This is a genomic window from Streptomyces sp. NPDC087300 (genome assembly GCF_044744425.1).
Classification (GTDB): Bacteria; Actinomycetota; Actinomycetes; order Streptomycetales; family Streptomycetaceae; genus Streptomyces.
This window is the reverse complement of sequence record NZ_JBIUYI010000004.1, coordinates 1,003,600-1,016,045: the sequence shown is the minus strand read 5'-3', so window position 1 is coordinate 1,016,045 and position 12,446 is coordinate 1,003,600. Positions and strand designations below refer to the sequence as shown.

The following is a 12,446-nucleotide window of genomic DNA, read 5'->3' as shown; positions in this document are numbered from 1 at the left end:
CGGGGCGCCTCGTACGCCCCCCGTCAGTCACCGGCGCGGTCCCCCGCGGGCGCGTGCTCCGCGGCCGTGCGCACGTCGATCTCCCGCCAGAAACCGGCCCTGATCGCGTACCGGTCGTGCTCGTCGATCTGGTCGTCCTTGTGCGCGAGCAGGCCGAACCTGGCCGCGTAGCGCAGCAGCTCGCCGTCGACGCGGTGCGGGATGCGGGGGTACATCGTCGACAGCTTCTGCAGATTGTGCTGCTCCGGAAGGCGCGCCATCCACCGGCGGGCGAACACCTGTCCCACCTCGTACGGGTCGCCGCCGACCGTGGTGATGTCCTCCTCGCGGTCGGCCCAGCGCTGCTCGGCCGTCGTCAGCTGGGCCAGGGTCGGCAGGGCGGCGGCCTCGGGGCCCTCGGGCGCCCCGCCGGGCCGCTCGACCCAGCCCTTGTCGGAGGACCAGCGCAGGGTCGCGTTGGTGGGGTGCTGGGCGGGCTGAGTGCCGGGGCCGCGCAGCGCCGCGAGGTCCTTGGGGGTGGGCACGCCCTTGCCCGCGGGCATCCGGTGTTCCTCGCCGTCGCCGTTGGACGAGGTCTCCGGGTGGCGGGCGGGGGCGACCTCCTCGGCACGCTGGGCGGCGGCCGCGAGCGCGGACTCCGGCAGCGGCGCGGAGAGGATCGCGGCGATCTCGGGGCGCGGCGCGGGCGGCGGGGCGCAGCTGCCGGTGAGCTCCTTGGGGCGGACGGCCTTGGTGATCCAGTTCCGGTCGAGGACGCGCCGCTCGTCGGCCTCGGCGACCAGGTCCTCGGACTGGTTGTAGTCCCCGTCGGCGGCCTGCACGGCCCACAGGTGGACGGCGACGCCGTGCTCCTTGGCGGCCATCATGCCGGGCAGCAGATCGCCGTCGCCGGTGACGAGCACGACGTCGGAGCAGGCGCGGTTGCGCGCGAGCTCGGTCAGCTCGGCGTGCATCGCGGCGTCGACGCCCTTCTGGGCCCACCGTCCGTCGCTGCGGGTCAGGGCGCCGAGCCGGACCGTGACACGGGGCATGACGCGCAGCCGGCGGTGTTCGGGCTGCGGCACCCGGTCGGGCGCGCCGTCGAACCAGTAGATACGCAGCAGAGGGCGCTCGGTATCGGATTCCGCGCGCTCGCGAAGGCCCTGGATCAGGGCGGTGTGATCGACGGTGATCCGGGACCTGGAAGGCTCACCCGCGAGGAGACTCGCGGCGGCACCCAGCAGATACCCGGCGTCCACCAGGACGATGCAGCGGTCCACGCGATCCACCCTCTTTCCCTGGAGGTTCCCTGGTGTAACTGGAAGTTCCCGAAAAGTGCCCGGAGGTTCCTGGACGTTCCCTCGAAGGCCCACGAAGACACCCCGTAAGGGCAACGAATCGGGGTGCGGGTCCGCGTCGGGTTTCCTTCGAGTCTGCCCGACCGGGCAGAGGTTAACGGCCCGAACTCGATCTTCGGCGTGGCGCAACCGAGGTTCACTCTCCGACGGCCCTTATTACGCACGGTAATTCTCCGAAATGCGCACCTTGATGCCATATGTGAATCTGGTCGCGTCCTGGCCCCCAGATCCCCCTCAGGAGGAAGATCACCATGGCCAAGAACAAGAACCGCAAGCAGGGCGACCAGCAGAACCGCGCCTCTCAGGCCGAGCAGGCGCAGGAGCAGGCCAAGTCGGCCGCTTCGGACGCCCAGTCGGCGGTCCAGTCGCAGGCTCAGGGCAGCCCCGCGGACGTCGCCCGTAAGCACCAGCGCCGCTTCGGCCACAACTGACGGTCGCCAGGCACACGCGAGGGGCGCACCCGGAACGGGTGCGCCCCTCGTGGCGTACGTGACGCGGCCGATGCGGCCGATGCGGCGGCCCCATGCGGTCGGCGCGCGCGGTCAGTCGGTGAAGCCGTGCCGCTCGTGGGCGACCATGAACGCGCTCGGCTTCTGGAGCTCGGAGAGGCCGGGCCTGGCGACCTTGCGGCCGCCCTGGATGACCTCGTAGGCGACCCGCACGTGGGACACCCGGTCGACGAACTCCATCTGCGGGAAATAGGACTTGAGTGCCCGGCGGGTCGCCTCCGGGGACTGGTGCGCCTCACGCATCAGAAATACGGCCTTGTCGACAGCGGCACCATTCACGGCACTCAACCCTCACACGCGAGAAGAACTAGATGCACTATGCATCTTACTCCTCGATGTGTCCGGTTCGGATAAGTAAGGGGCGGTTCAGCGCCGGGGCGGGTCAGCCCGCCAGGCAGGACGGGCCGAGCAGCACCTTCAGATCGCCGAAGAGCGCCGGGTCCGGCTTGACGCGATGCCGGTCGAGCCGCAGCACGGTGGTCTTCTGCGCCCCCTGGAGCTTGATCCGCACCTCGCTGTTGCCCCGGTGGTGGCTGAGCACCTCGCCGAGGCGGGTGATCATCGGCGGGCTCACCTTGACCGTCGGAATGGTGATGATCACGGGCGCGTTGGTGCCCGCGTTCGACAGGTCGGGGACCTGCATCTCCATCGCGACGAGCCGGGGCACGTCCTCGCGCTTGTCCAGGCGGCCCTTGACGAACACCACGGCGTCCTCGACCAGTTGGGTCGACACCAGCTGATAGGTGGCCGGGAAGAACATGCACTCGATGGAGCCCGCGAGGTCCTCCACGGTCGCGATGGCCCAGGCGTTGCCCTGCTTGGTCATCTTGCGCTGGAGGCCCGAGATGATGCCGCCGATGGTGACCACCGAGCCGTCCGAGAAGTCACCGCCGGTGAGCTGCCCGATGCCCGCGTCGGCCTTGTCGGACAGGACGTGCTCCAGACCGAAGAGCGGGTGGTCGGAGACGTACAGACCGAGCATCTCCCGCTCCTGGGCGAGCAGATACGTCTTCTCCCACTCGTCCTCGGAGAACTCCACGTCGAGCCCGAAGCCCGGCTCGTCGCCGCCGGACTCCTCGCCCATCCCGCCGAAGAGGTCGAACTGCCCCTCGGCCTCCTTGCGCTTGACCGCGACCACGTTGTCGATCATCGGTTCGTACTGCGCGGTCAGGCCCTTGCGGGTGTGGTTCATCGTGTCGAACGCGCCCGCCTTGATGAGCGATTCGGTGGTGCGCTTGTTGCAGGCGGTGGCCTCGACCTTGTCCAGGTAGTCGGGGAAGGAGGTGAACTTCCCCTTCGCCTTGCGCGAGCGGATGATCGACTCGACCACGTTCGTACCGACGTTACGGACCGCCTCCAGGCCGAAGAGGATCACGTCGTCGCCCTGCGCGGCGAAGTTGTGCACCGACTCGTTCACGTTCGGCGGGAGGACCTTGATGCCCATGCGCCGGCACTCGTTGAGGTAGACGGCCGACTTGTCCTTGTCGTCCTTCACCGAGGTGAGCAGCGCGGCCATGTACTCGGCCGGGTAGTTCGCCTTCAGGTAGGCGGTCCAGTAGGTGACCAGGCCGTACGCCGAGGAGTGCGCCTTGTTGAACGCGTAGCCGGCGAAGGGGACCAGGACGTCCCACAGGGCCTGGATCGCGGCGTCCGAGTACCCGTTCTTCTTCGCGCCCTCCTGGAAGAGGACGAAGTTCTTCGCCAGCTCCTCGGGCTTCTTCTTGCCCATCACGCGGCGCAGGATGTCGGCTTCGCCGAGCGAGTAGCCGGCGATGATCTGCGCGGCCTTCTGCACCTGCTCCTGGTACACGATGAGGCCGTAGGTGAGGCCCAGCGTCTCCTTCAGGGGCTCTTCGAGCTCCGGGTGGATCGGCGTGATCTCCTGGCGGCCGTTCTTGCGCTCCGCGTAGTTCGTGTGCGAGTTCATGCCCATCGGGCCCGGCCGGTACAGGGCCGAGACGGCGGAAATGTCCTCGAAGTTGTCGGGCTGCATCTGGCGCAGCAGCGAGCGCATCGGTCCGCCGTCGAACTGGAAGACGCCGAGCGTGTCACCGCGGCAGAGCAGTTCGAAGGTCTTCGGGTCGTCCAGTTCGAGGGAGAGCATCTCCAGGTCGATGCCCTTGCCCGCCCGCACCATCTTGACGGCGTCGTCCATGATGGTCAGGTTGCGCAGGCCCAGGAAGTCCATCTTGAGCAGGCCGAGCGACTCGCACTGGGGGTAGTCCCACTGCGTGATGGTCACGCCGTCGGTGTGCCGCGTCCAGAGCGGCGCGTGGTCGACGATCGGCTCGCTGGACATGATCACGCCGGCCGCGTGCACGCCCATCTGCCGGACCAGGCCCTCCACGCCCTTGGCGGTGTCGATGACCTTCTTCACGTCCGGCTCGTTCTCGTACATCCCCCGGATCTCGCCCGCCTCGCTGTAGCGCGGGTGCTTGGGGTCGGTGATGCCGGAGAGGTCGATGCCCTTGCCGAGGACGTCGGCGGGCATCGCCTTGGTGAGGCGGTCACCCATCGCGTACGGATATCCGAGCACGCGCGCGGAGTCCTTGATGGCGTTCTTCGCCTTGATCTTTCCGTACGTACCGATCATGGCGACCTTGTCGGCGCCGTACTTCTCCGTCACGTACCTGATCACTTCGACGCGCCTGCGCTCGTCGAAGTCGATGTCGACATCGGGCATGGAGACGCGCTCGGGGTTGAGGAACCGCTCGAAGATCAGTCCGTGGGTGATCGGGTCGAGGTCGGTGATGCCCATCGCGTACGCGACGATCGAACCGGCCGCGGAGCCTCGGCCGGGGCCGACCGCGATGCCGTTGTTCTTGGCCCACATGATGAAGTCGGCGACCACCAGGAAGTACCCGGGGAAGCCCATCTGGATGATGATGTCCATCTCGTACTCGGCCTGCTTCTGCCGGTCGTCGGGGACACCGCCCGGGTAGCGGCGGTTCATGCCGACCCGGACCTCCTCCTGGAACCAGGTGACTTCGGTGAAGCCGTCCGGGATCTCGAACTTCGGCATGAGGTCGCGCTTCTCGAACATGCCGGTCGTGTCGATCTGCTCGGCCACGAGGAGCGTGTTGCGGCAGCCCTCCTGCCACGCGTCCGAGGAGTCGATGGCGTACATCTCGTCCGTGGACTTCAGGTAGTAGCCCGTCCCGTCGAACCGGAAGCGGTCCGGGTCCGAGAGGTTCTTGCCGGTCTGGATGCACAGCAGGGCGTCGTGCGCGACCGACTCGTGCGCGTACGTGTAGTGCGAGTCGTTCGTCACCAGGGGCGGGATGCCGAGCTTCTTGCCGATCTCCAGGAGCCCGTCACGGACCCGGCGCTCGATCTCGATGCCGTGGTCCATCAGCTCCAGGAAGTACCGGTCCTTGCCGAAGATGTCCTGGTACTCGGCGGCCGCCTTCACGGCCTCGTCGAACTGGCCGAGGCGCAGCCGGGTCTGCAGCTCACCGGAAGGGCAGCCGGTCGACGCGATCAGGCCCTCGGACCACTGGGAGATGGTCTCCTTGTCCATGCGGGGCCACTTCTGCAGCCAGCCCTCGGCGTAGGCGTCCGAGGACAGCTTGAAGAGGTTGTGCAGGCCCGTCTCGTTCGCCGCCCAGATCGTCTTGTGTGTATAACCACCCGAACCGGACACGTCGTCGCGCTTCTGGTGCGGCTGGCCCCACTGGATCTTCCGCTTGTTCCGCCGCGACTCCGGGGCGACGTACGCCTCGATGCCGATGATCGGCGTCACGCCCGCCTTCTGCGCCGAGTGGAAGAAGTCGTACGCCCCGTGCAGGTTGCCGTGGTCGGACATGGCGATATGCGTCATGCCCATCTCATTGGCAGCGTCGAACATGTCCTTGAGCCGCGCGGCACCGTCGAGCAGTGAGTACTGCGTGTGCACGTGCAGGTGCGTGAAGGGCGGCTTGGTCACGGCGGAAGGCCTCCGGAGAACGCTGGGCGACAGGCTGCGGACAGTCTGGGGGGACAGCGTGGAAGTCTAATCGGGAGCACTGACAGTCGGCGGGCACTCGGGGGTACCGTCGAGCGTTGGACCGGTCGAGACACCAGTCCCCCATGTCACGCACCACCCTGTACCAGGAGGCACCCAGCGATGTCGGTCCCGCAGCCCACTGCCGAGCAGCGCGGCGAGCAGATCCTCGCCGTCTTCGGCACCGCGTTCGGCGAGCTGCTGGCCGCGGACCCCGCCGCGTTCCGGGTGAAGTTCCGGAAGATGGCCTCCTCCGCCTTCGCGTTCTACCGGGGCACCGCCTGCCTCTTCTACGCCGACCTGGAGCGCGAGCAGCACGGCGGCCCTTACCTGGACGACCGCACCGGCCGGGTGTGGATCCACGGCGACCTGCACGCCGAGAACTTCGGCACGTACATGGACGCCCAGGGCCGCCTGATCTTCAACGTGAACGACTTCGACGAGGCGTACGTCGGCCCCTTCACCTGGGACCTGAAGCGCTTCGCCGCCTCCGTGGCCCTTATCGGCTACACCAAGGCGCTCAGCGACGAGCAGATCGCCGACCTGGTGCGGGTCTACGCCGCGGCGTACCGCGAGCGCATCCACGACCTGGCGACGGGCGCCAAGAGCGACGAGGTGCCGCCCTTCACCCTGGACACCGCCCAGGGCCCCCTCCTGGACGCGCTGCGCGACGCCCGCTCCCTGACCCGCTTCTCGCTGCTCGACTCGATGACGGAGATCCGCGACTTCGAGCGCCGCTTCGCGCCGGGCGGCGGCTCCATCGAGCTGGATGCGGCCACCCGCTACAAGGTGCTCGCCGCGTTCGACGGCTATCTGGAGACGCTGCCCGAGTCCTCGCTGACCCGCCCCGACTCCTACCGGGTCAAGGACGTCGTGGGCCGCCGCGGCATCGGCATCGGCTCCGCGGGCCTGCCGTCGTACAACATCCTGCTTGAGGGCAACAGCGACGCCCTGGAGAACGACGTCGTGATCTACCTCAAGCAGGCGCAGACCCCCGCGGTCTCGCGGCACATCACGGACCCGGCCGTGCGCGGCTACTTCCAGCACGAGGGGCACCGCACGGTCATCTCGCAGCGCGCCCTCCAGGCGCACGCCGACCCGTGGCTCGGCTGGACCGAGCTGGACGGCGCGGGCCAGCTCGTCGCCGAGGTATCGCCGTACGCGGTGGACCTGGACTGGTCGGACATCGACGACCTGGACGAGATCTCCCAGGTGGTCGCCGACCTGGGCCGCGCCACCGCCACGATGCACGCGGCGGCGGACGACGAGAGCGGCCACTCGGACCTGGTGCCGTTCTCCACGGAGCGGGCCATCGACGCCGCCATCGCGGCCGACGAGTCCGGCCTCGGCGACCTCCTCGTGGACTTCGCCCACACCTACGGGGCACGCGCGCGCAGCGATCACCAGATCTTCGTCGACCTGTTCCGCAACGGCCGGATTCCGGGGCTGTAGGGCATCCGCAGGCCATCGTGGAACTCATAGGGACCCTTTAGGGACGTCCTACAGGAACACATGGCACACTCCTCCGCGATGGACATATCAGGGACCCAGCTCAGAGCCGTGCGCGCGGCGCTCTTCACGGCGCTCGTCGTGACGCTCTCCGCCGCGTCGCACGTGCTGCTGTCCCAGGTCCCCCTGCCGCTGACCACCGTCGCGGCGATCGCCGCCGCCGTCTTCGTCATCGCGTACGCGATGGCCGGGCGCGAGCGCGGCTACGGGCGCATCGCCGCCCTGCTGATCCCGCTGGAGCTGGCCGCCGACACGGTCTTCACCGCGGGACAGCACGTCTGTTACGGCGAGGCGGGCGGTCCCGTCGCGGGCCCCCTGCGCTCCGTCGGCCTCGACGTGCTGTGCGGCGGCACTCCGCTCGGCACCCCGCTGGCCCGGATCACCGCGGACGGGCACGACACCGCGTCCGCACTGCTCTCCGAGGCCGACCCCGGTGCCGCCTGGCTGCTGCTCGGCGCGCACGTCGGCGTGGGCCTCCTCGCGGCGGCCTGGCTGCGGCGCGGCGAGCGGGCGCTCGGCCAGCTGCTCCGCGCGGTCGCCGCCGCCACGTTCCGGCCGCTGCTCATCGCGGTCGCCTCGGTGACCTCGTCCCCCGCTCCCGTACGCCGCCTGCCGCGCCCCGAGCGCCGGGTGCGAGCCGTGCGGACGCGCCTTCTCGTGCACTTCGTGGGGCGGCGTGGACCGCCGTGCTCGGCCGCCATCGCCTGAGCACAGCACCCCACGCAGTACACCCACACGGAGAAACAGATCATGAGCAAGCGCAACAGCCAGGCCTCCAAGTCCGCCGCCCGTGAGCGGATCCGCGCCCAGCAGGAAGCCGAGCGCAGGCGGGAGAAGCGCAAGCGCGGCATCATCGTCGGCGTCTCGATCGTCGCCGTCCTCGCGATAGCCGGCGGCGTCGGCTACGCCGTCATGCAGTCCAACAAGCCCGGCTACTGGGAAGAGGCCAAGGACGCCAAGCTGGTGAAGCCGGCCAACGCCTCGGGCAAGAACGGCACGACCGTCGTCCTCGGCAAGGACTCCGCGAAGAAGACACTCAAGGTCTACGAGGACCCGCGCTGCCCGATCTGCGCGGGCTTGGAGCAGACGGTCGGCCCGACCATGGAGAAGGACCTCAAGGACGGCAAGTACAAGATCCAGTTCATCGGGGCGACCTTCCTGGACCGCAACCTGCCCGGTGAGGGCTCCCGCAACGCGCTCAGCGCGCTCGGCGCGGCCCTGAACGTCAGCGACGACGCCTTCCTCGAGTACAAGAAGGTGCTCTACTCGGCGAAGATCCACCCCTCCGAGCAGGACGACAAGTTCAAGAACGACTCGTACCTCCTCGACGCCGCCGCCGAGGTGCCCGCGCTCAAGAACAACAAGGACTTCGAGAAGGACGTCAAGGACGGAACCTTCGACCGGTGGGCCCTGGAGATGTCGAAGACGTTCGACGACAACAAGGACGGCGTCGACGCCACGCCGTCCCTCGTCATGGACGGCAAGCAGCTGACCGGGCCCGGCTCGAAGACCGCCCCCAGCACCGTCGCGGACTACAAGACCGCCATCGACAAGGCCCTCAAGGGCTGAACCGGACGTAACCGGTTGAATTGACGCACAACCCCCCGCGCCGAGAAGGCGCGTGGCAAAAGAGCGGGCGAACTCATGGAGTTCGCCCGCTCTTTGCGATTACCGATCAGTAAGGTGATCGCCCGTGACCAGTCGATTGAACCCAGAAGCACCTGCCAACTCACTGACGCCGCGCCGCCGCACCGTCGTGAAGGCCGCGGCCGCCACCGCCGCACTCGCCCCGCTCGCCGCCGTGCCCGCGCACGCCGCCGAAGGGCCCGCGTTCCACCACGGAGTCGCATCGGGCGACCCGCTGCCCGACGGCGTCCTGCTGTGGACCCGCGTGACCCCCACGCCGGACGCCGTACCGGGCTCGGGCAAGGGGCCCGACACCGAGGTGCGTTGGGAGATCGCCGAGGACAAGGGCTTCACCCGGGTCGTCGGCCACGGCAGCACCACCGCGCGGGCGGCGTCGGACCACACGGTCAAGGCCGACGTAAGGGGCTTGCGCCAGGCGACCGCCTATTACTTCCGCTTCTCCGTAGGAGACGTCCACTCCCCCGTGGGCCGCACCCGCACCACTCCCGCGCACGACGCGGCCGCGCCGGGCGTCCGCTTCGGCGTGGTGTCGTGCGCCAACTGGGAGGCCGGATACTTCTCCGCCTACCGCCACCTCGCGGCCCGCACCGAACTCGACGCGGTCCTGCACATCGGCGACTACATCTACGAGTACAAGAGCGGCGAGTACCCGTCCGCCGAGAACGTCGTACGCCAGCACGAGCCGAAGCACGAGATCCTCACGCTCTCGGACTACCGGACCCGGCACGGCGTCCACAAGACGGACAGTGACGCGCAGGCGATGCACGCCACGCACCCGGTCATCGCGATATGGGACGACCACGAGTTCGCCGACAACGCCTGGTCGGGCGGCGCCGAGAACCACTCGCCCGACACCGAGGGCGGCTGGGACCACCGCATGGCGGCGGCCAAGCAGGCCTACTTCGAGTGGATGCCCGTGCGCCCCTCCACCGAGGGCACCGTCTACCGCCGGATCCGCTACGGCAAGCTGGCCGATCTGCACCTGCTCGACCTGCGGTCCTTCCGCTCCGAGCAGGCCGGCTTCGGCAGCGGTGACGTCGACGATCCGGACCGTACGATCACGGGCCGCGCCCAGCTCGACTGGCTGAAGTCGGGGCTCACCGCGTCGGACGCGGCCTGGAAGCTGGTCGGCACCTCGGTGATGATCTCGCCGGTGGCCTTCGGTTCGCTACCCGCGCACTTCCTGGAGCCCCTCGCGGAGCTGCTCGGCCTGCCCAAGGAGGGCCTGGCCATCAACGCCGACCAGTGGGACGGCTACACGGACGACCGCAAGGAACTCCTCAACCACCTGCGCGACAACAACATCCGCAACACCGTCTTCCTCACCGGTGACATCCACATGGCCTGGGCGAACGACGTACCGGCCAAGGCGGCCACCTACCCGCTGTCGCGCTCGGTCGCCACGGAGTTCGTGGTCACCTCGGTGACCTCCGACAACGTGGACGACATGCTGCACGTCGCCCCGCACACCGTCTCGCTGGTCGCGGTCGGCGCCATCAAGGCGGCCAACCGCCATGTGAAGTGGCTGGACATGGACTCGCACGGCTACGGCGTCCTCGACGTCACCGCCGAACGCTCGCAGATGGACTACTACGTCCTCTCCGACCGCAAGGACCCGCGCGCCACCTCGTCCTGGGCCCGCTCGTACCGCACGCTCAACGGCACGCAGAAGGTCGAGCGGGCGGACGCACCCGTGCGCTGACCCGCCGGGCGCTCGGCGGGTCCCCGGCGAGCGCCCCGGAGTGCGCTCAGAGGGTCTCGAGGAAGCCGAGCGCCGTGCGCCACGTCGCCTCCGCGGCCTGGGCGTCGTAGTCGTCCAGGTCGGGGTCGGTGTAGAGGTGCCCGGCGCCCGCGTAGCGGTAGACCTCCACGTCGGCCCCGGCCCGCTGCATCTGCAGGTACCAGGCGCTGAGCCAGTCGTCCGTCTCGAACGGATCGGGCTCCGCCACGTGCAGCTGCACCGGCAGCTCGTCCACCGTCGCGCTCTCCGCGATGTCGGACGTGCCGTGCAGGAGCAGCAGGCCGCGGGCCTTGTCGTCGCCGAGCGCGAGCGTCTGGGCGGTCGCCGCGCCCAGCGAGAAGCCCGCGTAGACCAGACCGCGCTCGGAGTAGGGCGCGGCGGCCAGGATGGCGCGCTTCAGGAGCTCGTCCTTGCCGAGCTCGTCCTTGAAGGCCATGCCTTCCTCGACGTCGTCGAAGGTGCGCCCTTCGAAGAGGTCCGGGGTCCACACCTCGTGCCCCGCGGCACGCAGGCGGTCCGCCGCCGCGTGCACCGCGGGCCGCAGCCCGTACGTCGAGTGGAAAAGCATGATGTTCATGGGGCCATCGTGCCATCCGCCCACGCCCCCTACCCTCGGAGGCATGGAGAACGTACTGCGCCCGTTGATCGTGATCGGCGGCTCGGTCGTGCTCACGGTGGTCGTCGGCTGGCTGGTCGACGTGCTGTTGCGCCGGACCGACGAACGGCATCGTGAGACCCCGCTGTGGGGCCTGCTGCGCCGCTGCCGAGTCCCCCTTCAAGTAGTCCTGTGCACGGCCATGTTCAGAGGCTCCTACCGGCAGACCAAGATCGCAGAAGAGCACTCGGCGGTCATCGGCCGCGTCCTCACGCTCGTCCTGATCGGTTCCACCGCCTGGCTGGTGGTGCGGATCGCGACGGCCGTCGTCGAGTCCTCGTACGCCCGCTACGCCGCGGCCCACCGCGATCCCGCCCGCGTCCGCAGGGTCCGTACGCAGGTGGCGCTCATCCAGCGCGTGGTCACCGCGATCGTCGGGGTGGTCGCGGTCGGCGCGATGCTCCTGACGTTCCCGGCGATGCAGGCGGCGGGCACCTCGCTGCTCGCCTCCGCGGGCATCCTCGGCATCGTCGCCGGTGTCGCGGCCCAGTCCACCCTCGGCAACCTCTTCGCGGGGCTCCAGATCGCCTTCGGCGACATGGTGCGGCTCGGGGACACCGTGGTGGTGGACGGCGAGTGGGGCACCGTGGACGAGATCACGCTGACCTTCCTGACCGTACGGACGTGGGACGAGCGCCGGATCACCATGCCGGTCTCGTACTTCACGTCCAAGCCCTTCGAGAACTGGTCACGCGGCGGCGCCGAGATGACCGGCACCGTCTTCTTCCAGCTGGACCACACGGCGCCGATCCCGCAGATGCGCGAGAAGCTGCACGACGTCCTGCGCGACTGCGGGGCCTGGGACGGCAGGGACTGGGGCCTGGCGGTCACCGACACCACGCCGAACACGATCCAGGTCCGCGCCCTGGTCACCGCCAAGGACGCGGACGACATCTGGACGGTGCGCGTCACCGTCCGCGAACAGCTGGTGCGCTGGCTCACCGAGCAGCATCCGTACGCGCTGCCCAAGGTGAACACCGCCTGGGCCGAGCCCACCCCGAACGGCGACCGCCCGCACCCCGTCTCCCCCGAGGTCCCGCGCACCGGCCGGGGCTAGCCGACGAGC

The 12,446-nt window shown here is 69.2% G+C and carries 10 protein-coding genes; 6 read left to right on the top strand and 4 right to left on the bottom strand.

Going from position 1 to position 12,446, the window contains the following annotated elements:
- Positions 1–23: 23 nt before the first annotated feature.
- Positions 24–1,259 carry an NYN domain-containing protein gene (locus ACIO9J_RS20280; protein WP_402000946.1) on the bottom strand — a complete coding sequence of 412 codons (1,236 nt, stop codon included), beginning with the start codon at positions 1,257–1,259 and terminating at the stop codon, positions 24–26.
- Between the two features lie 329 nt (positions 1,260–1,588).
- Between ACIO9J_RS20280 and ACIO9J_RS20275 the strand changes: the two genes are divergently transcribed.
- On the top strand, positions 1,589–1,768 hold the full coding sequence (locus ACIO9J_RS20275; RefSeq protein WP_402000943.1) for a hypothetical protein: 180 nt from the start codon (positions 1,589–1,591) through the stop codon (positions 1,766–1,768).
- A 111-nt stretch (positions 1,769–1,879) separates the two neighbouring features.
- Here ACIO9J_RS20275 and ACIO9J_RS20270 read toward each other — a convergent pair whose 3' ends face one another.
- Together ACIO9J_RS20270 and dnaE are read right to left on the bottom strand one after the other, a co-directional pair.
- A complete protein-coding gene (locus tag ACIO9J_RS20270) occupies positions 1,880–2,125 on the bottom strand; it encodes a hypothetical protein (protein WP_402000940.1) in 246 nt (81 codons plus the stop codon).
- A 103-nt stretch (positions 2,126–2,228) separates the two neighbouring features.
- On the bottom strand, positions 2,229–5,771 hold the full coding sequence (gene dnaE, locus ACIO9J_RS20265) for a DNA polymerase III subunit alpha (RefSeq protein ID WP_402000937.1): 3,543 nt from the start codon (positions 5,769–5,771) through the stop codon (positions 2,229–2,231).
- A 180-nt stretch (positions 5,772–5,951) separates the two neighbouring features.
- Here dnaE and ACIO9J_RS20260 point away from each other — a divergent pair, with 180 nt between their 5' ends.
- The 4 genes from ACIO9J_RS20260 (at position 5,952) to ACIO9J_RS20245 (ending at position 10,686) form a co-directional block, all read left to right on the top strand.
- Positions 5,952–7,280, top strand: coding sequence for a DUF2252 domain-containing protein (locus ACIO9J_RS20260; protein ID WP_402000934.1), 1,329 nt, complete (start codon positions 5,952–5,954; stop codon positions 7,278–7,280).
- Between the two features lie 78 nt (positions 7,281–7,358).
- Positions 7,359–8,045, top strand: coding sequence for a hypothetical protein (locus tag ACIO9J_RS20255; RefSeq protein WP_402000931.1), 687 nt, complete (start codon positions 7,359–7,361; stop codon positions 8,043–8,045).
- Between the two features lie 42 nt (positions 8,046–8,087).
- The gene (locus ACIO9J_RS20250; RefSeq protein ID WP_402000928.1) at positions 8,088–8,906 is read left to right on the top strand and encodes a thioredoxin domain-containing protein; all 819 of its coding nucleotides are present in this window, start codon (positions 8,088–8,090) and stop codon (positions 8,904–8,906) included.
- A 124-nt stretch (positions 8,907–9,030) separates the two neighbouring features.
- On the top strand, positions 9,031–10,686 hold the full coding sequence (locus ACIO9J_RS20245; RefSeq protein ID WP_402000925.1) for an alkaline phosphatase D family protein: 1,656 nt from the start codon (positions 9,031–9,033) through the stop codon (positions 10,684–10,686).
- Positions 10,687–10,732: 46 nt separating this feature from the next.
- On the opposite strand, the gene ACIO9J_RS20240 is transcribed toward ACIO9J_RS20245, so the two are convergent.
- Entirely contained in the window at positions 10,733–11,302 is a 570-nt protein-coding gene (locus tag ACIO9J_RS20240) for a dienelactone hydrolase family protein (RefSeq protein WP_402000922.1), read from the bottom strand.
- A 43-nt stretch (positions 11,303–11,345) separates the two neighbouring features.
- On the opposite strand from ACIO9J_RS20240, the gene ACIO9J_RS20235 reads away from it, so the two are divergent.
- Positions 11,346–12,437, top strand: coding sequence for a mechanosensitive ion channel family protein (locus ACIO9J_RS20235; RefSeq protein WP_402000919.1), 1,092 nt, complete (start codon positions 11,346–11,348; stop codon positions 12,435–12,437).
- Positions 12,438–12,446: the final 9 nt, after the last annotated feature.

Bases quoted from the DNA above. Each gene is read 5' to 3' on its own strand.
- ACIO9J_RS20275 (WP_402000943.1), top strand. From the start codon at position 1,589: ATGGCCAAGAACAAGAACCGCAAGCAGGGCGACCAGCAGAACCGCGCC.
- ACIO9J_RS20260 (WP_402000934.1), top strand. From the start codon at position 5,952: ATGTCGGTCCCGCAGCCCACTGCCGAGCAGCGCGGCGAGCAGATCCTC.
- ACIO9J_RS20255 (WP_402000931.1), top strand. From the start codon at position 7,359: ATGGACATATCAGGGACCCAGCTCAGAGCCGTGCGCGCGGCGCTCTTC.
- ACIO9J_RS20250 (WP_402000928.1), top strand. From the start codon at position 8,088: ATGAGCAAGCGCAACAGCCAGGCCTCCAAGTCCGCCGCCCGTGAGCGG.
- ACIO9J_RS20240 (WP_402000922.1), bottom strand. From the start codon at position 11,302: ATGAACATCATGCTTTTCCACTCGACGTACGGGCTGCGGCCCGCGGTG.
- ACIO9J_RS20235 (WP_402000919.1), top strand. From the start codon at position 11,346: ATGGAGAACGTACTGCGCCCGTTGATCGTGATCGGCGGCTCGGTCGTG.